Source organism: Nonomuraea sp. NPDC004186 (assembly GCF_053603495.1).
This window is the reverse complement of sequence record NZ_JBSGFQ010000013.1, coordinates 1-23,451: the sequence shown is the minus strand read 5'-3', so window position 1 is coordinate 23,451 and position 23,451 is coordinate 1. Positions and strand designations below refer to the sequence as shown.

Below are 23,451 nucleotides of genomic sequence, written 5' to 3'. Positions count from 1 at the left end.
TTGGTTGGCCGGACAGCCGTCCGTCCGAGAGTCCAAGCGGGGTTGGCTGGCCCGAAATGGGCGTGTCGCGACAGTCAACTCCTGGCACCGGCACACCACTGGTTGAAAGGATGGACATCGTGACCCAGACCCCCCTGAATCCCGGTGATTCGCCGTTGGTACGAGAGGCGCTCAGCTCAGTGGTTTCACGTGAAACATCCGCAACCCCGACGGCCGCTCAGACTCCCGACGGCGGGGACGGCACGTGGCCGCGTCCATCCAAGACCAGGGTGATCGCGGTGGCCAACCAGAAGGGCGGAGTGGGCAAGACCACCACATCGGTGAACATCGCCGCCGCCCTCTCCATGCATGGGCAGCGCGTCCTCGTGGTGGACCTCGACCCTCAGGGCAACGCCTCCACAGCCTTGGCCACCGAGCACCGCGGCGACGTGCCGGACGTTTATCAGGTCCTCGTCGACGACCTCCCGATGGCGGACATCGTCAAGCAGGTCCCCGACATGCCGAACCTCTACTGCGCCCCGGCCACCATCGACCTGGCCGGCGCGGAGATCGAATTGGTCTCGCTGGTGGCCCGTGAGGCCCGCCTGCGGCGCGCGCTGGCGGCGTACGACGCGATCGACCTCGACTACATCGTGATCGACTGCCCGCCCTCCCTGGGCCTGCTGACGGTGAACGCATTGGTGGCGGCCGAAGAGGTCATGATCCCGATCCAGTGCGAGTACTACGCCCTGGAGGGCCTCGGACAGCTCCTCAGGAACGTCGACCTGATCCGCGCACACCTCAACCCGACGCTGAAGCTCTCGACCATCGTCCTGACGATGTACGACGGGCGGACCCGGCTGGCCTCTCAGGTGGCGGACGAGGTCCGGTCGCATTTCGGCGACACGGTGCTCAACACGGTCATCCCCCGCAGCGTCCGCCTGTCGGAGGCGCCCAGCTATGGGCAGTCGGTGATGACGTACGACCCGGGCTCCAGCGGCGCGATGGCCTACATGGACGCCGCCCGCGAGATCGCCCACCGCGCCCCCGTCGCCTAACCCCACCCCAGCACCACAACTCCCGCGCCCCGCCCACCAGGTCGGCCGCCAAGCCCTCACCCACCCACGCCCAAACCCGGGCCCCTCCACACCCAGCCTCCCGCCACAGCACCCACAACCCCGCCGTACGCAGCCACCCCGCCCACCGCGGCCTCGACTCACCGGCCCCCGCCCTACCTCCTCCTGCTTCGACACGAGCAGCAGCGAGCCAGGGCCCACGAGCATGCCTCCCCACCGATCACACAACCGCCGTAGAGGCACGAGCTCCTGCCCCAGGCGCACGGGGACGACAGCACGCGCAAACGACAAGCTGCCGCCATAGGGGCAAGCGCGGGCCAGCATCACGACGTCCCGTTGGCACAACGAGACAGGGGACACCGACCCCCGAGTGCGAGCGGCACAGCGAGATGGCGAGACCGCGAGACGGCGATGCGACGGGCGGTAAAGGCGGGCCTGCCGGGACAAAGGGTGACGAAGGCTGGGTGACTGCAGGAAGGATTGGCGAGATTCTGCAAAGCGGCCCGGAATCGAGCACCACGATCGAGGCGTCCGGGCCGCCAGCGCCGCTGGACAGCCGGACGAGCTAGGCAACCTAGTCAGCCACGCCAGCCGCTCCGGCCGAGCCGGTAGGGCCGATAGAGGCGACAGGACGGCCAGGCCAGCCGGGCCCGACGGGGCCGACAGAGCCGACAGAGCCGACAGAGCCGACGGGGCCGACGGGGCCGACAGGGCAGCCAAGCAAGCCGGACCAGCGGGGTAAAGCAGCCAGGTAAGTGCGGCAGCAGAGCGATCAGGTAAGCCCCGCAGCAGGGTAGCCGGACGGGCAGGGCGAAGGGACCGACACGCCAGCAAGATCGTGAGAAGCCAGCCACCGCGGCTCGCGACCGGGGGCACAGTCGCCGCCGTTGCGGGTCGGACGCTTCGGCAGGATCGTGAGGCGTCGGTATCGTGGCATGCGAGTGAGGCACAGCGAGTGCGGTTGCGGGCTGGCCATGCGGAGTGACATTCGAACGTCTTACAACCGCATCCCCGTCTTGCCACATGGGCGTCTCGCGGCTCCGCCTCCCCAGCAGGCTCGTGCTGCCAACCACCAGCGCAGGGTCGCCTCGGGAACCACCGCGGGCGTGATCACGCGGTGGCGTCTCACTCGCCAGCACCGCCTCGGCGTTGAAGCGCGCCGTGCGGTGCCTAAAGGTGTCCCCGAGCAACGCGGCTGTCAAGCCGCGGCGTCTAAGCGCAGCGTCGGCTGGACGATGGCTCCCCAGGCGCCGCTGGCGTCGAGCGTGACGTCTAAGCGCACTGTCCGATGGGCGTAAGCACTCGCGATCCCGCCGTTCTGCGGCTGCCTCGGCATCCCGGGTTATGGCGATGGGGGGATGCTGAAGAACCCTTACGCCGAGCGGAACTGCCCCCTGGGCCTACGCCGCGCTGCGCCAAGGCGGTGAGGCGTGGGACGGCGAGGCAGCCAGGACGGGGGGAGTGGCGAGGCGGTGGGACAGGAAGGCGGGACGGCGAGGCGGCACGGCGGCGAAGCGGTGGGACAGCGGGATATCGGGGTGACGAAGCGGCGCGGCAGCGAAGCTGTGGGACGGTGAGGCGGTGAAGCGGTGGGACAGCGGGACGGCAAAACGGTCGGGTGGCGCGGCAGCGAGGTAGTGGAACAGGGAACCGGGACGATGCGGCGGCGAAGCGGTGGGGTGGCGAGGCGAGAGGTTGCGAGGGGGCGCGGCAGCGAGGCGGCGGGACGGGGGAGTGATGAGGCGGGCCGGCGACATGATGCGATCGCACGGATGCGGAGCAGTGAGATGGAGGAGAAAGGTGGTGAGGGCGTTGGGATAGCGCTGCGGGGGAAGTGCGTTCAGGCGCGGTGTGGGGCCCTTGACCGCGGCGGCGGGTCGTGTGGTGGTGGCGATTGTCTCGAGCGTGAGATGGGCTCAAGTCAGTCGTTCGGTTGGTTTGTGATCGTGTCGGTGTAAATAGAACCGGGTGGTGTGTGGCGAGGGGGCGCCCCGTTGCGCGCACGACGGTAACCTCTCCTGGAGTGACCGGAATCGGCCGGGTGGATGAGGAGACGCAGTGAGTCAGCAGCGGCGGGGATTGGGCAAGGGGCTCGGGGCGCTCATCCCGACCGGTCCCATCGTTGACGGAACGGGAACGGTGTCGACCCCGTCGAACGGTTCAACGGCGGAGACCGGCCCGAGGCCGATCGCTGGCGCGTACTTCAAGGAGGTCGCGCTGGACGCGATCGTCCCCAACCCGCGGCAGCCGCGTGAGATCTTTGACGGGGAACGCCTCGAGGAGTTGGCGGCGTCCATCCGCGAGGTCGGTCTGCTGCAGCCGATCGTGGTCCGATCGGTCGGTGGTGGCCAGTACGAGCTGATCATGGGGGAGCGGCGCTGGCGGGCGTGTCAGCAGGTCGGCTTGGACCCGGTCCCGGCAATCGTCCGCAACACTCAGGACGATGATCTCCTTCGGGACGCCCTCATCGAGAACCTTCAGCGTGAGCAGCTGAACGCCCTTGAAGAGGCCGCGGCCTATCAGCAACTCCTCGACGACTTCCAGGCGACGCACGATCAGTTGGCGCAGAAGGTCGGCCGCTCCCGCTCCCACATCACCAACACCCTCCGACTCCTGAACCTCCCGCCCGAGGTTCAACAGAAGGTGGCCGCAGGCGTTATCAGCGCCGGTCACGCTCGAGCCCTTCTCGGCCTCGGCAGCGCTGACGAGCAGATCGATCTGGCCAAGCGAATCGTGGCAGAGCTCCTCTCGGTCCGGGCGGTTGAGGAGATCGTCGCGATGGGGAGCGCCAAGGCCGCCACGAAGCCCGCGCGTGAGCGCCAGGCGCCCAAGCCCACCGCTCCCGGTCTTACTCACCTCGCCGATCGCCTCTCGGACCACTTCGAGACCAAGGTGAAGGTGGATCTGGGCCGCCGCAAGGGACGCATCGTCGTTGAGTTCGCCACGATCGACGACCTTGAGCGGATCATCGGCACGATGGCGCCGGAAGCTGTCCGCGCGATGCGGGAGTCCGAAGACTGACGCTGTTTCACGTGAAACCGCCATTGCTAGCCGATCGGCTCCTGCTCGCCGCCATCCTCGTGTGCGGGCGCTGCGGCGGTGACGCGCCGACGAACGGTTGAGGGTGCTCGGTTCGGGTTGCTGTTTCACGTGAGACCGCCGCGGACGGTTCGCCGGGGCCGCTGTTTCACGTGAAACCGTCGCTGCCTACCGATCGCCCCCCGACCCCTAGCGGCCTCGCGATGGACGTCGCGACGGTGCTGGCGGACGAGCGATTGACGTGCCCGGTTCGGATTCGCTGTTTCACGTGAAACCGTCATTGCCGGCCGATCGCTCCCGGCCGCTGCCATCCTCGTGTGCGGGCGCTGCGGCGGTGACGGCCGACGAACGGTTGAGGGTGCTCGGTTTGGATTGCTATCTCACGTGAGACCGCCGCGGACAGTTCGTCGGGGGGCTGTTTCACGTGAAACCAACGCCAAGTCTCGCTTCGGGTAGCCGATGTTTCACGTGAAACGAGGTGCTTGGGTTGGTCGAGGGGCCGGGTTGGCAGATCGCCTTACGGGCGGCGGTTCTTCGGGGTGAGCGGTTCTTGGGGGGCGTTTCACGTGAAACATGGAGCCGTGGCGCGCTGCTGCGAGGGCGATGTGTTTCACGTGAAACGGCGGGCGGCGTTGGCGCGAGGCTACGCGGCGGCGGCCTTGTGGAGGTCGTCGAGGAAGTCGTCCACGTTCTCCGGCGTCGTGTCGAAGGCGGTCATCCAGCGGACGATGCCAGCGCGCTCGTCCCAGTAGTGGAACAGATAGCGTGCTCTGAGGGTCTCCGCGACGGCGGGTGGGAGGACGGCGAAGACGGCGTTGGACTGGACCGGGTGCGCCAAGGAAACGCCGGGCACATCGGCCAGACCGTCCGCCAGGCGGGCCGCCATCTTGTTGGCGTGAGAAGCGTTCTCGCGCCATAGATCGTCCGTCAGAAGCGCCGAAAGCTGAGCTGAGATGAAGCGCATCTTCGAGGCGAGTTGCAGTGACTGGCGGCGGAGGAACGGGACACCGGGCGCGAGCGAGGAGTCGAGGACGACGACCGCCTCGGCCGCCAGAGCGCCGTTCTTGGTGCCGCCGAAGCTGAAGACGTCCACCCCGGCGTCTGTCGTGATGGCCTTCAGATCGCAGTCGAGGAAGGCGGCGGCGTTCGCGAGTCTGGCGCCGTCCATGTGGAGCCGTAGACCCGACTCGTGTGCCGCCTCCGCCATGGCGGCGATCTCGGCGGGGGAGTAGCAGGTGCCGAGCTCTGTGACTTGGGAGATGGAGACCACCGTGGGTTGGGACTCGTGGGGGTTGCCGATCCCGCCCAGGCGGGACTTGATGTCCTCCGGGCGGAGCTTGCCATCCTCGGTGGGGATCGTCATCAGCTTGACGCCGAGCAGGCGTTCTGAGGCTCCTGCTTCATGCGTGGCGATGTGGGCGCTGTCGGCGCAGAGGATCGCGTCGTAGCGGCCGAGCATGAGGGCCAGCCCGACCATGTTGGCGCCCGCGCCGTTGAGCACCGCGAAGCCCTCGGCGCCCGCGCCGAACACTTCCTTGGCCTTGTCCTCGAACGCCGAGGTCCAGTTGTCGTCGCCGTAGGCGGGCGCGTCTCCGTGGTTGGCTGAGGCGATGGCTTCGAGGATGGTCGGGTGAACGCCGGCGTGGTTGTCGCTGGCGAAGCTCTTGGGGTACATCGAATCGATCGGCACACGGTAAGGCTACTTATCTGCCCTCAGCCCGGCGCCCGGGCATCCGTCGATCGATCCCCGTCCCACGAGGCTGTGGATCCGGTGGGGGTCACTCTTCCCCGCGTTCTGTGGATGGGCTGGTGATGAACGGGAGGCGTGCGACCTAGATGCGGCCGGCGCTGGCACGCACGCGTGTGCTCTTCCTCTGCATGGTGGCTGGCGTCCGTGGTGGGCTCAACGTGGGAAGGCGAGGATGGCGGCGGAGAAGCGCCAGGTCTCCCCGCCGATGGGGGTCAGGGCCTCGCCCGTGTAGAGGCGGCCAGGGGGCGGGGTTGCCCTGGCCAAGCGTGCGTGGCGCGCCGCTCCGGCAAGCGTTGTGCCGCTGCGACCTCTGCCGGGAGGAAACTCGCTCTGAGTCGTGTGCTGTCTCAAGGACTCAGCCACTCCGCCGGAAGCGGCCCCGAACCGACCGGGCTCTCGGATGCCCACCTTTGGGTCGGCGATGGTGCCGGTCGTTCGTCTTCCGGGGTGGTGGTGTTGATGGTCGCTCGCCTCTGGGTTGGCCGTGCTGTCGGACGTCTGTCTTTGCGTCGGCGGTGGTGTGACCGTTCGTGCCGGGGGTCGTGGTGTCGGTGGTCGCTCGCCTCTGGGTTGGCCGTGCTGTCGGATGCCCACCTTTGGGTCAGCGGTGGTGTTGACCGTTCATGCCGGGGGAGGTGGTGTTGGCGGTCGCTCGCCTCCGGATTGGCTGCGCTGGCGGACGTCTGTCTTTGCGTCCGCTGTGGTGTTGACCGTTCGCCTCGGTGGTGGTTGCCCTGCTGCCGGACGTCTACCTGTGTGTCGGCCGTGGTGCCGAGTGTTCGCTGCGGGATGCTCGTGGTGGCGGTTGCCCTCGTTCGGGTTGGCCGTCGTGCTGGATGTCCGCCTGTGCGTCGGCTGCGGTGTTGGCCGTTCGCTCTGGGGCGGCGTGCGTCGGGTGGTTGGCCGTGCAGTGGGCGTTCGTCGCCGAGTCGGCGGTGGTGTCGGTCGTTCGCTTTTGGGGTGGTCGTGCTGGCGGCTGCTCGGCCTCGGGTTGGCTGGCCGTTGGGCGCTTGCTTCCGGGTCGGTCTTCGACGTCGGCTTTCGGGAGGGGTGTGCTGGCGGGCGCGCGGACTCGAGCTGATTTTTGAGCTGGCCGCGCTCGGGTGAATAGAGCGGGTTGCCTGTGAGGTGCAGTCACGGGTGGGAGGGCGCGCCTGGGAGTCAGGGGCAGGCGCGCGCTGACTGGGCGGCCGTAGAAGAGGCGGCAGGGAGTGGTGGTCAGGTGTGGGCGCGGGTGGCGGCGTTTTGGAGGAGGGTGCGGCAGAGGTCGCCCAGGTCCTGGCCGGCGGCTTCGGCGGCCATCGGGAGGAGTGAGGTCTCCGTCATTCCCGGGGCCACGTTGACTTCCAAGAAGTGCGGGATGCCGTTGGCGTCGACGATCAGGTCCGTACGGGAGATGTCGCGGAGGCCGAGCGCCGTGTGGGCGGTCACCGCCGTTTCGGCGCACGCCGCGGCCGCCTGGGCGGAGAGACGGGCGGGGGCGAAGAACTCGGTGTGTCCGGCCGTGTAGCGCGCCGCGTAGTCGTAGACGCCCTCGTCCGGGACGATCTCCACGGCCGGCAGGGCCTCCGGGCCGTTGCCGAGGTCCACGACGGAGACCGCCACCTCTACGCCATCCACGTACTGTTCGATCAGCGCCGTGTCGCCATACGCGAAGCAGCCGACCATGGCGGCGGGGAGTTCTTCTGCCGTGCGGACGATCGAGGCGCCCAGCGCCGAGCCGCCCCGGGCGGGCTTGACGAAGAGGGGCAGGCCGAGGCGCTCGATGATGCGCCCCAGCACCACCGTGGCGCCGAGGTCGTGGAACGTCTCCTTCGGCAGCGTGACGGACTGCGGCGTCCGCAGGCCGACCGAGCGTACGACAGCCTTGGCCGTGGGCTTGTCGAAGGCCACTCGGCAGGCGTCCGGGTCGGCGCCTACATACGGGACGTTGAGAAGCTCGAGGACGGAACGGATCGCGCCGTCCTCGCCCGCGCCACCATGGAGGGTCACGAAGACCGCGTCCGGCGGGTCCGCGAGGATGGAGGGCACGAGGGACGCGTCGGTGTCGCGGGCCTCCACGTCGACGCCGGCCGCACGCAGCACCTCGCTGACTCGGCGACCGGAGCGCAGGGACACCTCTCGCTCGTAGGAGAGACCTCCGGCCAGCACGAGCACGTGGCCCAGATCGCTCATCACATCTCCTCCGCTGATCGCACGCGCCGCTGTCCAACCGTACCGCCAAGCTGCAGTGAACTGGGCGGTGGCGGGGCTTGGGGAAGGACAGCGCTCAGGGGGCCCGCCTATAGGGCGGCAGGGGGCCCGCTTATGGGGCGGCAGGGCGATGGTGATGCCGGGAAGGGGCAGGCGGCGATGGTGTGAGTGCCTGGAAGGGGCGGGGCCGAGGGTGCGCCAGGGTGGTGGCGGGTGGACTTCGGGATGGCGCGCGTGGGGGAGGGCGGGAGACGGTGGTCAGGGAGGGAACGGTGCTCAGGCTGCGGCGGTGTCCGTGAGGGTGCGAGGCCACGGTGGTGGCTGTTCACGAGCGGGCGTGAGGCGCGCTGGTGGTGGTGTGCGCGAGCGGGCGTGAGGCGCGTAGGTGGCGGTGTGCGCGAGCGGGCGTGAGGCCAGGCGGGTGGCGGTTATCAAGGCGGGTGTGAGATCGGGCAGGGGGTGGCTGGCCCGGGGGAGTAGGTGGAGCAGGGGTGGCCAGGTTTGAAGAGGGGTGGGTGAAGCCTGGCTGGTCCTGAAGAGGGTGATCAGTGCAGGGGGTGGCCGAGTCCGGAGGACCGGGCTTGGTGGGGCCGGCGGAGCGGTGAGGCGGCGCCGGCCCCCTTGGAGACGGTGGTCAGGCCAGGTCGGGGCCAGGGGTGTCGACGCCCTGGTGGTCGCGGGCCGAGCTGGTGCCGAACGTGTCCCTCAGCTGCATCTCCTGGTCGATCACGCCGGCCAGCCGCCGCACTCCCTCCCGGATCCGGTCCGGCTCGGGGAAGCAGTACGAGAGCCGCATGTGCCGCGCCCCGCTCCCGTCCGAGAAGAACCCGGTCCCCGGTACGAACGCCACCCGCTCGGCCACCGCCCGCGGCAGGATGGCCTTCGAGTCGAGCCCTTCGGGAAGGGTCGCCCACACGAAGAAGCCGCCCGCGGGTCGCGTCCAGGTGACCTCGGGCGGCATCAGGGATTCGAGCGCGTCCAGGAGCGCGTCGCGGCGCTCTCGGTAGAGCTCCTTGAACGTTTTGATCTGCTCCCGCCAGGGCTGCGTGGCGAGGTACTGGCCCACGGCGAGCTGGGTGAACGAGGAGTGCGACAGCACGGCCGACTCCATGGCCAGCACAAGCTTGTCGCGGATGGCGTGCGGGGCCAGCGCCCAGCCGACGCGGAAGCCGGGGGCGAGCGTCTTGGAGAACGACCCCAGGTAGACCACGCCGTCCGGGTTGTCGGCGCGCAGGGCGCGCATGGGCTCCCCGTCGAAGCCGAGCAGTCCGTACGGATTGTCCTCGATGATCAGCACCCCGGCCCGCTGGCAGATGTCGAGCACCTGCTGCCGCCGGGCGATGTTCAGGGTGACGCCGCCCGGGTTGTGGAAGGTCGGGATCGTGTAGAGGAACTTGATGGGAGCCCCGGCCGTCTCCAGCGCGTAGATGGTCTGGGCGAGGGATTCGGGCACGATGCCCTGATCGTCCATGGCGATATGAACGACCTTGGCCTGATAGGCGGCGAATGTACCCAGCGCCCCCACGTACGAGGGCCCCTCGGCGAGCACCACGTCGCCCGGGTCGATGAAGATCCGGGTGATCAGGTCGAGGGCCTGTTGCGAACCGACGGTGACGACCACGTCGTCCGCCCCGGCGTTGATCCCCTCCAGCCGCATGACCTCGCAGATCTGCTCGCGCAGGTGCGGGTCACCCTGGCCGGAACCGTACTGGAGCGCGACGGGGCCGCGCTTGGTGACGAGGTCGGAGACCAGCTCGCCGACCATGTCGAGGGGAAGAGCCGTGACGTACGGCATGCCGCCCGCGAGCGAGACCACCTCGGGCCTCGACGCGACGGCGAAAAGAGCTCGGATCTCGGAGGCGACCATCCCGGTAGCTCGCGCGGCGTACCGATCGACGTAAGCGTCGATGCGCGACCCTTGGGTCGCGGGTGCCTGACCGTGATCCAGCTCTCCTGTCACGGCCCACCTCCTAGGTGTCATATCGGACTGAAATACCAGATTACGCTAACCGGACATGTCGCCCGTGACGGGCTCGACCGTCGTGGTGTCCGCTGGCGGTATCTTCACTGGGCTACGATGCCACCTGTGGACGCGGTTTTCGCGCGCTTTTCCGGGTCAACGACAGGGGGCCGTAGTTGTCGCGTCGGCTGGTCAACATAACCCTGGACAATCTTGAAGATCTGCCCCATCGCTGCAGGCGGTGCGTGTTCTGGGAGCTTGACCCCATGAGCGGGGAGCGGGCGGTTCGGTCGGGGGATCCTGGGCTGGAGAAGGAGGCGTGGCTCTCCGGCACGCTGCTCGAGTGGGGCAGTTGCGGGAAAATCGCCTATGTCGACGGGGTGCCTGCCGGGTTCGTGCTCTACAGCCCGCCGCTCTACAGTCCCCGGTCCGTGGCCTTCCCCACCTCGCCGGTCAGCGCCGACGCCGTGCTGCTGATGACCGCGCACATCATTCCGGAGTTCTCGGGTGGCGGGCTGGGTCGGATGCTGATCCAGGGCGTGGCCAAAGACCTGACCAGGCGTGGCGTGAAAGCCATTGAAGCTTTTGGCGACCTCAAGTGGGAAGAGCCTAGTTGCGTAGTTCCGGCGGAATACTTCCTTTCTGTTGGTTTTAAGACGGTTCGTCCGCATTTGCGTTTTCCGCGGCTCCGGCTGGAGCTCAAGACCGCCGTCTCGTGGCGTGAGGACGTCGAGGTGGCTTTGGAGCGACTCCTGGGCTCCATGAGTCCAGAACGGGCGCTTCGTCCCGTCTGACGACCGCACAGGGCCGCGCAAGCGGCCGCACAGGGCCGTGCCGTACTACAAGCGGGGCCGTACAAGCGGGGCCGTACAAGCGGGGCCGCCGTACAAGACCGGGAGAACGCGAAAGCCCCCCGCCAGAGGCGGGGGGCCGGGCGCGCGCCGCGGGAGGGCGGGCTAGATGATGCCGTCGAGCTCGCGCAGCAGCATGGCCTTCGGCTTGGCGCCGATGATCTGCTTCACGACCTCGCCGTTCTGGTAGACGTTCATCGTGGGGATCTGGAGCACACCGTACTGGCGCGGAACGTCGGGGTTCTCGTCGATGTTGAGCTTGACGATCTCCAGCTTGTCGCCGTGCTCCTTGGCGATCTCCTCCAGGATGGGGGCGACCTGACGGCACGGCCCGCACCACTCGGCCCAGAAATCGACCAGCACGGCCTTGTCGCTCTTGAGGACGTCGGCTTCGAAAGAGGCGTCGGTGACAGCCTTCACGGTGCGCTCCTTACTCACTTCTCGTTGTTCGCCAGCCAGCGCTCGGAGTCGAGCGAGGCCGAGCAGCCGGTGCCGGCAGCGGTGATGGCCTGACGGTAGGTGTGGTCGACAACGTCTCCCGCGGCGAACACACCGTCGATGTTGGTCGCCGTGGACGGCGAGGCCACCTTGATGTAGCCGTCCTCGTCGAGGTCGATCTGCCCCTTGACCAGATCGGTGCGCGGGTCGTGCCCGATCGCGATGAACAACGCGTCGGTGGCCAGCTCGCATTCCTCGCCGGTCTTGACGTTACGCAGCCGCACGGCCTCGACGCGGCTGTCGCCGAGCACGTCGACGACCTCGGAGTCCCAGACGAAACGGATCTTGTCGTTCGCGAGCGCCCGCTCCTGCATGATCTTGCTGGCGCGCAGCTCGCCGCGGCGGTGCACCACCGTCACCATGCGGCCGAACCTGGTGAGGAACGTGGCCTCCTCCATCGCCGTGTCGCCGCCGCCGACGACCACGATGTCCTTGTTGCGGAAGAAGAAGCCGTCACACGTCGCACACCAGGACACGCCATGCCCGGACAGGCGCTTCTCGTTCACCAGACCGAGCTCGCGGTAGCCGGAGCCCATCGTCAGGATGACCGACTTGGCGTAGTAGGTGTCGCTGTGGGTCTTGACGACCTTGGGGTTCGCCTCCAGGTCCACCTCGACCACGTCGTCGGTGACCAGCTCGGCGCCGAACCGCTCGGCCTGCTTGCGCAGGTTGTCCATGAGGTCGGGGCCCATGATGCCGTCGGGGAAACCCGGGAAGTTCTCCACATCGGTGGTGTTCATGAGGGCGCCGCCGGCTGTCACGGAGCCCTCGAAGACCAGCGGCTTGAGCTCGGCGCGCGCGGAGTAGACGGCCGCGGTGTAGCCAGCTGGGCCGGATCCAATAATGATCACGTTACGAACGTCGCTCAACGCTCCCACGCCTTCCTCGTCTGCTGTTGCACCGGCGTCAACAGATCCTAGGCCGCCCTGATTCCCTGCCCTACACACAACGCTCGCACAAAGCGAAAGAGCCCGCCGAGGCGGGCTCTGACGTGTATGTCCTTTACCAGCGGCCCAGTGTGGGCTTACGCAGGTTCTTGCAGTTGAACGGGTCGACGATGTCGATGCGCAGCCTCTGGCTGGCCTTGTCCTTCCACGAGGCCACGACGAGGGCCTCCTGGCCGTTGTACTGGCCCTGGTCGACCGCGTACGCCGGCAGCCTGGAGCGGCTCGAGACCCGCTTCACGCACTTGTCGACCTTGCCGTCGTCGTCGGAGCCGCCCTGCACCATGCGCTGGAAGCCGAACATGCCTTCGAGCGGCTGGCGCAGGTCCTGGTCGCTGTAGTTGTGGCCGCTGTCGGTCAACCCGTAGGACCTGGCCATCGTGGGGACCTTGGCCGGGGTCGAGGGGACCACGGAGGTCTCGGTCACGCCGCCGGCCATCACGTCGCGGCCGCCGCCCCCGCCGCCGCCGCTCGCGAGCAGGCCGGTGGAGGCCACCGCCGTGCCCACCACGGCGACCGCCGCCGCGGCCGCGATCGCGGGCATCGCCCATCTGCGTCTGCGAGAGGGCTTGGCCGGGACGATCGTGCCGTCGTCGGAGACGACGCCCAGCCGCACCGGCTCGGGAGCCGCCTCAGCGGCCACCTCGACCGGTCGTTCCCATGGGGCGTCCCGCATGAGCTCGTCCCAGTCGGGCGCCTCAACGAGGCCGACACCTCCCCGCCGGAACTCCGCCTCGGCGGCCAAAGCCTTGTCGATGCGCAGTGCGACACCCATCGGCATGGCCGGTGTGGGGGTCGCCGCGAGCACCTCGCGAACCGCCGCCAGGTCTGCCAGTAGCTCCCCGCATGGGTCACAGACCGCGAGATGCTCGCGGACCCGGCGCGCCGTGTCGACGTCTAGGAGACCCTCGGCCAGCTCGGCCAGGATGTCCAGATCGTAGTGCGTATCACCCGTCACGAAGTTCTGCTCCCTTCGCGGATGAGACGCGATTGAGGTCCGATCGGTTCCGCAGATGGGAAAGAATTGGGGCAAGTTTCGCGCGCCCTCGAGCGCACCGGCTCTTGACCGTGCCGCTCGGCACTTGGAGCACCTGAGCTGCGTCTTCGACCGAATAACCCATCATGTCGACGAGGACGAGAGCCGCCCGCTGGTCGCTGGGCAGGAGTTTCAATGCGGCCGAAACCTCCATGGAGACTTCGCGTTCGACGGTCTGGTCGGGTAGGGGAGTCTCGCGCTCAGCGGCCTCGATCAGCTCGTCGTCGGCGACGGGCCTGACCGATTTACGGCGCATCCTGTCGAGGCAGGCGTTGACCACGATCCGGTGGAGCCAGGTCGTGACGGCTGCCTCGCCGCGAAACGTGGCGGCCTTGCGATATGCGGAGACGAAGGCATCCTGCACGGCGTCGGCGGCCTCGTCGGGGTCACCGAGCGTACGCAGGGCGACCGCCCACATGCGGTCGCGGTGCCGTTTGACGATTTCGCTGAAGGCGTGAGGGTCCCCGTTGATGTGCGCGGTCAGCAGCTCGGCGTCTGTGATCGCCGGCCGCTCCGCTGCTGAGGGTGTCTCGGGTGGGGAGTTCACAAGAGAGATTCCTGGTTATGCCGATCCGGGAGAGTGCACCACTACTTCATAGATGGTGCCATGAAACTCGCCGCCATCCATCGGAACCCGGGTAAACCAGATCAAAACGTACTGTCCAGTTGCCGGTTGATCAGGGGTAAGAGTGGTTTTACCTGCGGCGTTCTTCGCGGTCGCCACCGTCTTCAGTGCAGACAGATCGGGTGAGTCGCCCACCTTGAGCTCGACGGACGCGCCCGAGGCATCGGACAGCGTAGCGACCACGTCGCTGATCTGCATGGACTTGCCCATGTCGAGCAGCAGGCCGACGCCCTTCTTGAGATTGCCCAGGTCGGCGCTGGTGTAGCGCTCCGTCTTCCACAGCGTGCCGGGCTTGCCGTCGATGGCCAGGTCGGCCATCTCGGGCTTCTCGTTGTTGTCGCCGAGCGGGTCGAAGCCCTGGGCCTTCTTCGGCTTGACGGTCTGGGCCTCGGCCGAGGCCGACGTGGAGGTGCTGGGGCTGGAGCCCGACGCCTCGGGCTTGGTCGGGCTGCCCAGACTGCGGCCGATCGTCCAGGCGCCGACGCCGACGGCCGCGATGACGAGCAGCACGACCAGCGTCATCAGCACGCGGTTGAGCGTGCTGCCGCCGCCCGCGGGACGGCGCGGCGGCGGGGGCGGGCTCTGCGGGACGGTGAGCTGCTGCCGGTGGACGAGGTCCAGGCCCTCGGTGTGGGAGGCGGAGGCCACCGCGGGGGTCGAGGGGTAGGAGATCGGGATCGGCATGGGCCTGGCCACGCCGGACAGCGCCTCGGCCACGTCGGACGGGCTGGCCAGCGCGCCCGTGCCCCTGCGGGACTCGGGCAGGCACGCGCGCACGGTCACCGTGTCGAGGTAGCTCGGCACGCCGGCGGTGACCTGCCGGGGCGTGCAGAAGTGGCCGTCGGTCATGGGGGCCGCGGGCAGGCCGCCCTCTTCCTCGTCGCCCGGCCAGTGACCGGTCAGCCCGGCGTACAGCAGCCGGCCCAGCCCTTCGGCGTCGTCGAGCGCCGGCTGGTCGGTGGTGAGCCCGTACAGGGTCGCATCGACGGCCACGCCGAGCACCTTGACCGTGTTGCCCGTCGTCCACACCAGGTGGGAGGGGCGCAGGCACAGGTGGTAGAGCTGGGCCTCGTGGGCGTGCGCGAGCGCTTCGGCGGCCTCGGCCACCAGCCCCGCCGCGCGCTCGGGATCCAGCGGGCCGGAGGCGAGCAGGTCGGTCAGCGACTCGCCGGTGACCCACTCGCTGACGACGTAGGCGGCCTTGTCGTCCTCCGCGGCGTCGAAAACCTGCGTCAGGCGCGGGTCGGTCAGCCTGCTCGCGGCGCGGGCGGCCGTGACCACCTCGTGGACGCGGGGGAAGTCGGGCGCGAAGGTGTGGACGGCCACGGGACGCGCGAGGATCTCATCGATTGCTTTCCAGAGCGTGGCTCCGTCGGACTCGCTGACGCGGTCCTCGAGCCGGAAGCGCTCGGCCAGACGGGTGCCGGGTTCGACGGCCGACGTGCTCACAGGTTCACTCCGCTTGGCCGATCGGGCGTGTTCATGACTCGACTCACCTGCGTGGTGGTGTCCCACGAAGGCACGCTATGCCGGGTGGATCCGCCCACGCCCCTCCTGCTTCCATTCGCGCGTGTCGGCTCCATGTTAGTGCCGAGTGGATTCGGCCCGCGTTCTTTACCGGCCTACCCGCCCAGCGACCATCCCAACGATGGAATTGACCTCGGGGATGCGCATTCTGTGCGCGACGCCTAGATAGAGCAGCAACCCGAGGCCCCCGCCGACCGCGAGAACGATCAGCGAATTGACGAACCCTAGCCCGGCGAACACCCCCGTGACTACCCAAACCGCCGCGAGCGCCACCACAGCGGTGGGCAGAGCCGCCAGATACATCCTGGTCAACGCCATGCCGATGGTCCAGCCACCCAGCCCTCTGACACGGCGGCTGGCCAGCAACCAAGCCCCGACCGCGCCCAGCGCGTACGCGATGGCGTACGCGAGCGCCAGCCCCATCACCAGGTACCGGGCCGGCAGCAACGCGTTGAACACCAGCATGAGCGCCGCGTTGGCCGCCGTGGTGGCCGCGCCGATGAACACCGGCGTACGGGTGTCGCCGAAGCTGTAGAAGACCCGCAGCAACAACTGGAACAGCGCGAACGGCACCAGCGCGAGCCCGTAGACCTGCAGCACGTTGCCGATGTAGACGGCGTCCGCGACGCTGTTGGCGCCGTGGCCGTAGATGGGCACGGTGATCGCCGGCCCGAGCACCATGAGCAGCAGCGACACCGGCACCATCAGCGAGCAGATCAGCCGCACGCTCGACCCGAACTCGCTCCGCACGTCGTGGAAGCGCCCCTCGCCGACGGCCCGGCTCATCCTGGGCAGCATCGCGGTGATCACCGAGACGCCGATGACGCCGTACGGGAGCTGGAAGAGCTGGAACGCCAGCGTGTAGGGGCTGATGCCGTGCCCCTCGACCACGTCGCCGGCCGCGCTGGCCAGGTTGGTGGTCAGCATGAAGCCGAGCTGGGTGACGATCACGTAGCCGATCGTCCAGACGCCTGCCCTGGCCATCTCGCCCAGCCGCGCGTTGCGCACGTCGAAGCGGGGCACGAAGACGAACCCGACCCGCTTGAGCGCCACGATCAGGATGACCGCCTGGGCCACGATGCCGGCCGTGGTGCCCAGCCCGAGCAGCGCCATGTCGCCGGTGCTGATCTGCTCGATGTTGTCGCGCTCGCCGCCGACCATGGCGTACGCCAGGAACACGCAGATGACGACCAGGTTGTTGACCACCGGCGCCCACATGGGCGCGCCGTAACGGTCGCGGGTGTTGAGGATGGCGCCCGCCACCGCGCCCACGCCGAAGAACGCGAGCTGCGGCAGGATGAAGCGGGCCAGCGTGACCGCGACCTCGAACTTGGGGCTGCCCGGCGCCCAGTCGGTGTAGAGGTCGATCAGCAGCGGCGCGCCGAACACCGCCACCACCGCGACCACGATCAGCGCCACCCCGGAGAGCGTCAGCAGCCGCTGCTCGTACGCCCGGCCGCCGTCGGCGTCGTGCTGCTGGGCCCGGACGATCATCGGCACCACGACGCTGCTCAACACGCCGAGCAGCAGCAGGTCGAGGATGCTGTACGGGATCGCGTACGCCGCGTTGTAGGAGTCGCCCAGCGCCTTCGTGCCGATGGCGTAGGCCAGCACCATGGTCCGCACGAACCCCGTGACCCTGGACACCATCGTGCCCGCGGCCATGATGGCGCTGGCCCGAAGCATGCGACTCATACGATCTTATTCTCCCGGGTCTTGGCCGCGTGCGCGAGCTTCCGCTCCGACCTGCGCCGCAGCACTCGCATCACCACGGCGGCGAGCATCACGGTCAGGGCGGCGCCCACGATCACCGAGGCGATCCCGGTGTAGCCGGTGATGCGGATGGTCAGCCGCTGCGGCTTGCCGTACGGCTGGTTGTCGGAGGTCTTGAGCTGCACGGTCACCGTCGCGTCGCCGCTCGTGCCGGCCGCGGCGTTCATCGGCACCTGGACCGTGCCGCTCTGCCGCGGGCCGATCTTCATCGGCCCGCGCTGGTCGAAGTTGACCTGCAACAGCTCGGGGTTGTTGGACGTGACGTCGATGTAGAGGGCGATCTGCACGCCCAGCTCGTTCTTGACGCTGATCGGGACCGCGCCGTTGCTGCCCGCCAGCGTGCGCGTCCAGCTGGGGCCCGCTCCGGTGATCTGGATCCTGTCGGTCTGGTCCGTCACCGCCTCGCGGACCAGCTTGGTCACCGCGCGGCCCGCGCGGGTGCTGTTGCGCCAGGCCGAGGAGGTCAGCCGGAGGACCGCCGCGTCGAAGCTCGACGGCGTCCTCGTTTCGGTGATCAGGGAAGTGAGCTGCGCATTCGACGCGATGCCCTTGACCGGGTCGAGGTACTTCGCGGTCAGCTCTTCCTTGCGGTCCTGGTCGCTGTAGGTCAGCCCGGCGCGCGGGACCGACAGCTTGGTCGGCTTGATCGACTCCAGCGGGGTCAGCCGCAGCCACGGCAGGTTGTCCGCGGTCTTCATCAGCGCGTTGACGAGCGTGGGGTTGGGGTCCCACCGGCGCGACGGGGCGATGACGAGGGACCTGGGCGAGGTCTGGCCGGCCTCCGCGGCGATCATGGCGGTCTCGGCGACGAACCGCTGCGTGCTGAGCAGCACGGACGTGGGCGCCGCGGGCTCGAACAGCTTGCTCAGCTCGGCGTCCGCGACCAGCGCGGTGACGGGCCCGTTCACCGAGTCGAGCGTGGAGGCGGCGTCGGGCGAGAACGGCACGGGCGGCTGCGGCGGCAGGTTGGTGGAGTTGAGCAGGACCGTGTCGACCCGTTCCTTGCCGGCCGGGAGGCTGACCGAGAGCAGGTCGAGCGCGTCGGCGTCGAGCACGCCCCCGGGCGGCCAGTTGATATTGGTCTTGACCTCGCGCTGGAGCAGCGCGGCGGCCTTCTGCCTGCCCAGCTCGATCGCCCGGCCGGTCTGCGTGTCCAGCCCCTGGTGCGCGAGCGCGGCCACGTCGGGATCGGCGTACGGGACCGCGACCACGGGAGAGTCGGCCAGCGCGGTGCGCATGGTCGTCAGCCAGCTCGCGGCCTCGGGGTTGGCGGGCTTCTCCTGCGTCTCGTCCTTGACCTTGACCAGGTACTTGTTCTTCATGGCGTCAAGGTCGTCGAGCAGCGAGGGCTCCATGAACCAGGTGACGGCCTTGGGCGCGGCCTGCGCGATGCGCGCCAGGTCGGCCAGGCGGCCCTTGCCGGTGATCGACTGGCTCAGCTTGTCGTTCACGAACAGCGGCGTGCGGGTCTTCGGGTCGACGTCGGTCCCGCGGTGCGGCTGGTCGATGACGGGCAGGGCGATGGCCAGCTTGTTGCGCGGCAGCTTCGGCACCGTGGGCGGCGCGTAGGTCAGGTACGTGCGCTGCGTCATGACCTGCAGGCCGTTCTGGACCACCTCCACGGCCACCGGGTAGACCCCGAACGAGCCGTAGCCGAGCTGCACGGGCGTCGCGGTGAACTCCCATCGCGCCTGGGCGCCGGCGGCCAGCGCCGGGATGTCCATGAACGAGCTCAGCGAGGCGCGGAACGGCAGCGTCGCGGGGTTCTGGTCGGTCTGGTAGGCGGCCATGGTGACGCGGTCGGGGAGCTTCTGCGGCGTGTAGCGCAGGCGGACGCGCAGGCCGCTCTGCGGCGCGCCGCTGTCGTTGCGGAGCGTGCCGGTGAACTTGATCACATCGGTCTGCGCGGTCGGCACCTGAGGCGAGATCGACGAGATCGACACGGCCAGGGTCTGCCTGCTCGCCGTCGCGGACGTGGTGGCAGCCGCGCCGGGCGCGGTCGCCACCACGGTGAGGGCGAGCAGCGCGGCGAGCAGCGTGGCCTTACGGATCACGCGAATGCCCAAGCTGGAGGACGACGACACACGCCCGCAATGGTACGGGCTCAGTGCCGCCGCGCGACCGCCTCACGTGTTCCTTTCGCCCTGAGGTCGACCATCTTGCCTGGCAGGAGTGCGATCAGGTCGAGTGCGCGCAGGGTCAGGGCGGTATGCCGTTCGCCGGTCGCGGTGTAGACCGGCCCGCCGTCGGCCAGGAAGTCGGCCGGCAGCCGGTCGTCGATGAACTTGGGCAGCGGCTCGGGCAGGAGCAGCGGGCACACCAGCCCGCTCGCGTAGTCGGTGGCCGCGTTGACCACGTGGACCGGAGCCGGTCGAACCCGGCGCACGCCCAGCACTCCGCCGACGGCTCCCACCGGTGGCGGCGCCGACACGGGGGTGGTGACCGCGATGACGACCTCGCGGCCGACCCTCGTGGCGACCTCGAGCACTGTGACCATCAGGCACCTGCTCGGTGCAGCGGAGACCGCCTCAGGCAGATCTTCCGCGCATGTCATGGGACGCGGAAGGCGTACGATCTCATGATGGACCTGGTGGGCGAGGAGCCAGCGGTGGATCGCGAGGGCGTCCTTCATATAGTCCTCCTTGCCTCGTTCCCTGGCCCCCGACGGTCCTTGGACCGACGGTAACCCGGACCTGGTGTGGCTCGGGGGATATGTTCCGGAATGCTCCCAGAAGGACCTACCCGCTTGTCCGACTCAACTCTGACTGACAGCCAACGGCGGGCCATGACGGACCTGTTCCGCAAGATCGCTCCGGTGGCCGACGAGCTCGGCCGCCTGTTCGCCGAGCAGGGCCACGAGCTGGCCCTCGTCGGCGGCCCCGTACGCGATCTGCTGCTCGGCCGCATCGGCAACGACCTCGACCTGACCACCGACGCCCGCCCCGAGCGGGTCCTGGAGCTCGTCAGGGACTGGGCCGACTCCGTGTGGACCATCGGCATCGACTTCGGCACGGTGGGCCTGCGCAAGGGCGGCTGGCTGATCGAGATCACGACGTACCGGAACGAGTCGTACGACCCGAAGTCGCGCAAGCCCGAGGTCATGTACGGCGAGACGCTCGAAGAGGACCTCGAACGGCGCGACTTCGCGGTCAACGCGATGGCGGTGCGGCTGCCGGGCCACGAGTTCGTCGACCCGTACGGCGGGCTCGACGACCTGAAGGCCAAGGTGCTGCGCACGCCGGGCACCCCCGAGCGGTCCTTCGGCGACGACCCGCTGCGCATGCTGCGGGCCGCCAGGTTCGCCTCGCAGCTCGGGTTCGGGGTGGACGAGGGCGCCGTGGCGGCGATGACCGAGATGGCCGGGCGCATCGAGATCGTCTCGGCCGAGCGCATCCGCGAGGAGCTCGACAAGCTCGTCTGCGGCGCCAACCCGCGCGAGGGCCTGCGGCTGCTGGTCGAGACCGGGCTGGCCGCGCACGTGCTGCCCGAGCTGCCCAAGCTGCGGCTGGAGATCGACGAGCACCACCGGCACAAGGACGTCTACGAGCACACGCTGACCGTGCTCGACCAGGCCATCGCGCAGGAGGAGGACGGCAAGCCCGACCGGATCCTGCGCTGGGCGGCGCTCCTGCACGACATCGGCAAGCCGAAGACGCGCCGCCACGAGACGGGCGGGCGGGTGTCGTTCCACCACCACGAGGTGGTCGGCGCGCAGATGACCAAGAAGCGCATGACGGAGCTGAAGTTCCCCAAGGACGTGGTGGCGGATGTGGCGCGGCTGGTCGAGCTGCACCTGCGCTTCCACGGCTACGGCACGGGGGAGTGGACCGACAGCGCCGTACGCCGCTACGTGCGCGACGCCGGCCACTTGCTGGACCGGCTCCACAAGCTGACCAGGGCCGACTGCACCACGCGCAACAAGCGCAAGGCCACGGCGCTGTCGCGGACCTACGACCAGCTCGAGGAGCGCATCGCCAGGCTCGCCGACGAGGAGGAGCTGGCCAAGATGCGGCCCGAGCTCGACGGCAACGAGATCCAGCGGGTCCTCGGCATCGGGCCGGGGCCGGTGGTGGGGCAGGCGTACAAGTTCCTGCTGGAGATCAGGCTCGACAAGGGCGTGATCGGCAAGGAGGCGGCTACCGAGGCGCTGTTGGAGTGGGCGAGGTCGAACGACGCGGGCGTGTGATCATCCGGTACGCCAGCGCGGCCACGGGATAGCCGACGGCGGCGATCACGACGGCCGTGTAGGACTTGCCGTCGGCGGGCAGGATGGCCGCCGACAGGGCCGCGGCGAGGACGTACATGCCGTTGAAGAGCATGTCGTAGATCGAGAACGCCCGGCCCAGGTAGATGTCCTCGACGTCGCGCTGGACCGTGGTGTCGGCGCAGATCTTGACGCTCTGCCCGGCCACGCCCAGCACGAACCCCGCCACCGGCAGCCCCCACTCCTGGAACGGCAGCACCAGCGCCGCCGTCAGCAGCCCGGCCGTCGTCAGCGCGATCGGCACCCAGCGCTCGATCGTGAACCGCTCGGTGGCGTACGGGGTGATGACGACGGCGATGGCGTAGCCGACGCCGGAGGTCGCCACGACCAGGCTGACGCCGCTCAGCGCGGCGTCGGCGTCGCCGTTGTAGAAGTAGTAGCGGTAGAGGATGATGCCGAGCGCGGTGGCTATGCCGTAGAAGAAGCGGTGGGCGGCCATCGCGCCCATGGTGGAGGCCGCGACGCGGTGCTTGACCAGGTGCCTGGCGCCGTCCGTGAGGCCGCCGACCACGTTGCGCAGGGCGTCGCGCGCCTGCGGCCGGCTCGGGTCGGACTCCGGGCCGAGCAGCCCGCGGTCCATCGTCCGCGCGACCAGCGCGCTCAGGCCGAACACCACGCCCGAGACGACCAGGAGCAGCGCCACGCCGTAGTCTTCGGCGCCGAACACCTTGCGCAGCAGGTAGCCGAGCCCCACGCCCACGAACGTGACCACGGTGCCCGACGTGGGGACGACCGCGTTGGCGGCCATCAGCCGGTCGGCAGGCACCACGTGCGGCAGCGAGGCGCCGAGCGCGGCCAGGAAGAACCTGTTGACGCCCAGCACGGCCAGCGCCGCCCCGTAGAAGACCGTGTCCGGCACGTCGGCGGCGACCAGCGCCGCCGCGACCACCAGCAGCGCGCCGCGCACGATCGGCGCGATCACCAGGATCTGCCGTCGTGACCAGCGGTCGATGAACACGCCCACGAAGGGCCCGAGCACGCTGTACGGCAGCAGCAGCACCGCCAGCCCGGCGGCCACCGCGAGCGCCGTCGTCTTGGTTTCAGGGCTGAAGAAGGCGAACCCGGCCACCCCGAACTGGAAGATCCCGTCGGAGAACTGGGAGATCAGCCGGGTGGCGAACAACCGCCGGAAATCTTCGCCTCGCAGGACCACGCGTAGGTCGGCCACAAATGACACGCGGCCAGCCTAGCCCTCCACCCATCGCCTAGGATGCGCGAGAGTCGTGCTGCGGCAGGTGGGCCGTGGGTTCCGAACGGTCACCGTGTCTCGTACGCTTCATAGCGTGACGACTGAGGAACACGTTGTGCTGGTCGACCGCGACGGCCACGCACTCGGGACAGCGCCCAAGCTGGCGGTGCACGGTCGCGAGACACCCCTTCACCTGGCGTTCTCCAGCTATGTCTTCGATCACGAGAGCCGGGTGCTGCTCACCAGGAGAGCGGACAGCAAGCTCACGTGGCCGGGGATCTGGACCAACAGCTGCTGCGGCCACCCGCTGCCGGGCGAGCCCCTGGAGCGGGCCGTCGAGCGCCGGCTCTCCTACGAGCTGGGGCTCACGATGGACCGCGTCGACCTCATGCTGCCGGCCTTCTCCTACCGCGCCGAGATGGCCAACGGGATCGTCGAGCACGAGCTCTGCCCGGTCTACCGCGTCACCGTGACCTCGCCCGTCGTCCCCAACCCCGCCGAGGTGGGGGAGACGATGTGGATGCCGTGGAAGGAGTTCGCGGAGGGGGTGCGCAACGGGCTGCTGGCCGTCTCGCCCTGGTGCCAGGAGCAGGTGCCGCTGCTGGCCGACCTCGGCGCCGACCCGCTGGCCTGGCATCCCGCCTCGCCCGCCGAGCTGCCCCCGGCCGCCCGCCCGTAGACAGCGCGGCGGGGGGCCCCCGGGGTGGGGGGGGGGGCGGCGGGGGGGGGGGGGGGGGTCGCGCGCCC

Annotated in this window: 17 protein-coding genes; 5 read left to right on the top strand and 12 right to left on the bottom strand. The window is 69.1% G+C overall.

Annotated features, from left to right (window positions below):
• Positions 1-110: 110 nt before the first annotated feature.
• On the top strand, positions 111-1,037 hold the full coding sequence (locus tag ACWEPL_RS13270) for a ParA family protein (RefSeq protein ID WP_363978797.1): 927 nt from the start codon (positions 111-113) through the stop codon (positions 1,035-1,037).
• Between the two features lie 2,076 nt (positions 1,038-3,113).
• Entirely contained in the window at positions 3,114-4,076 is a 963-nt protein-coding gene (locus tag ACWEPL_RS13265) for a ParB/RepB/Spo0J family partition protein (protein ID WP_452436216.1), read from the top strand.
• A 661-nt stretch (positions 4,077-4,737) separates the two neighbouring features.
• Here the strand turns inward: ACWEPL_RS13265 and ACWEPL_RS13260 are convergent.
• From ACWEPL_RS13260 to ACWEPL_RS13250, 3 genes are all read right to left on the bottom strand, one after another.
• Complete coding sequence (locus tag ACWEPL_RS13260; protein ID WP_452436215.1) at positions 4,738-5,784, bottom strand: threonine aldolase family protein; 1,047 nt, start codon at positions 5,782-5,784, stop codon at positions 4,738-4,740.
• Positions 5,785-7,062: 1,278 nt separating this feature from the next.
• The gene (locus ACWEPL_RS13255; RefSeq protein ID WP_452436214.1) at positions 7,063-8,019 is read right to left on the bottom strand and encodes a D-alanine--D-alanine ligase family protein; all 957 of its coding nucleotides are present in this window, start codon (positions 8,017-8,019) and stop codon (positions 7,063-7,065) included.
• A gap of 652 nt (positions 8,020-8,671) precedes the next feature.
• The gene (locus ACWEPL_RS13250) at positions 8,672-10,018 is read right to left on the bottom strand and encodes an aminotransferase-like domain-containing protein (RefSeq protein WP_452436213.1); all 1,347 of its coding nucleotides are present in this window, start codon (positions 10,016-10,018) and stop codon (positions 8,672-8,674) included.
• A 245-nt stretch (positions 10,019-10,263) separates the two neighbouring features.
• Between ACWEPL_RS13250 and ACWEPL_RS13245 the strand changes: the two genes are divergently transcribed.
• The gene (locus ACWEPL_RS13245) at positions 10,264-10,791 is read left to right on the top strand and encodes a GNAT family N-acetyltransferase (RefSeq protein ID WP_452436212.1); all 528 of its coding nucleotides are present in this window, start codon (positions 10,264-10,266) and stop codon (positions 10,789-10,791) included.
• A gap of 162 nt (positions 10,792-10,953) precedes the next feature.
• Here the strand turns inward: ACWEPL_RS13245 and trxA are convergent, their stop codons facing one another.
• The 8 genes from trxA to ACWEPL_RS13205 all read right to left on the bottom strand — a co-directional run bounded on the left by trxA (position 10,954) and on the right by ACWEPL_RS13205 (position 19,805).
• Complete coding sequence (gene trxA / locus ACWEPL_RS13240) at positions 10,954-11,268, bottom strand: thioredoxin (protein ID WP_350724208.1); 315 nt, start codon at positions 11,266-11,268, stop codon at positions 10,954-10,956.
• Positions 11,269-11,282: 14 nt separating this feature from the next.
• Positions 11,283-12,215 carry a thioredoxin-disulfide reductase gene (trxB, locus tag ACWEPL_RS13235; protein WP_363978807.1) on the bottom strand — a complete coding sequence of 311 codons (933 nt, stop codon included), beginning with the start codon at positions 12,213-12,215 and terminating at the stop codon, positions 11,283-11,285.
• A 133-nt stretch (positions 12,216-12,348) separates the two neighbouring features.
• Positions 12,349-13,248, bottom strand: coding sequence for an anti-sigma factor family protein (locus ACWEPL_RS13230; protein ID WP_452436211.1), 900 nt, complete (start codon positions 13,246-13,248; stop codon positions 12,349-12,351).
• Complete coding sequence (sigM, locus tag ACWEPL_RS13225; protein ID WP_350724202.1) at positions 13,238-13,873, bottom strand: RNA polymerase sigma factor SigM; 636 nt, start codon at positions 13,871-13,873, stop codon at positions 13,238-13,240. Before sigM ends, ACWEPL_RS13230 begins: the two co-directional genes overlap by 11 nt.
• A 15-nt stretch (positions 13,874-13,888) precedes the next feature.
• Entirely contained in the window at positions 13,889-15,400 is a 1,512-nt protein-coding gene (locus ACWEPL_RS13220; RefSeq protein ID WP_363978813.1) for a protein kinase family protein, read from the bottom strand.
• Between the two features lie 165 nt (positions 15,401-15,565).
• The gene (murJ, locus tag ACWEPL_RS13215; protein ID WP_363978816.1) at positions 15,566-17,173 is read right to left on the bottom strand and encodes a murein biosynthesis integral membrane protein MurJ; all 1,608 of its coding nucleotides are present in this window, start codon (positions 17,171-17,173) and stop codon (positions 15,566-15,568) included.
• A complete protein-coding gene (locus ACWEPL_RS13210; RefSeq protein WP_363978819.1) occupies positions 17,170-19,305 on the bottom strand; it encodes a DUF6049 family protein in 2,136 nt (711 codons plus the stop codon). The genes murJ and ACWEPL_RS13210 overlap by 4 nt, the downstream gene beginning before the upstream one ends.
• 50 nt (positions 19,306-19,355) lie before the next feature.
• Complete coding sequence (locus ACWEPL_RS13205) at positions 19,356-19,805, bottom strand: YbaK/EbsC family protein (protein ID WP_452436332.1); 450 nt, start codon at positions 19,803-19,805, stop codon at positions 19,356-19,358.
• A gap of 231 nt (positions 19,806-20,036) precedes the next feature.
• Here ACWEPL_RS13205 and ACWEPL_RS13200 point away from each other — a divergent pair, with 231 nt between their 5' ends.
• The gene (locus ACWEPL_RS13200; protein ID WP_452436210.1) at positions 20,037-21,437 is read left to right on the top strand and encodes a CCA tRNA nucleotidyltransferase; all 1,401 of its coding nucleotides are present in this window, start codon (positions 20,037-20,039) and stop codon (positions 21,435-21,437) included.
• Here ACWEPL_RS13200 and ACWEPL_RS13195 read toward each other — a convergent pair.
• Complete coding sequence (locus tag ACWEPL_RS13195) at positions 21,388-22,692, bottom strand: MFS transporter (protein WP_363978827.1); 1,305 nt, start codon at positions 22,690-22,692, stop codon at positions 21,388-21,390. The two genes, ACWEPL_RS13200 and ACWEPL_RS13195, sit on opposite strands and share 50 nt — an antisense overlap.
• A gap of 106 nt (positions 22,693-22,798) precedes the next feature.
• On the opposite strand from ACWEPL_RS13195, the gene idi reads away from it, so the two are divergent.
• Positions 22,799-23,383: an isopentenyl-diphosphate Delta-isomerase gene (gene idi, locus ACWEPL_RS13190; protein WP_452436209.1), complete on the top strand. Its 585-nt coding sequence runs from the start codon at positions 22,799-22,801 to the stop codon at positions 23,381-23,383.
• Positions 23,384-23,451: the final 68 nt, after the last annotated feature.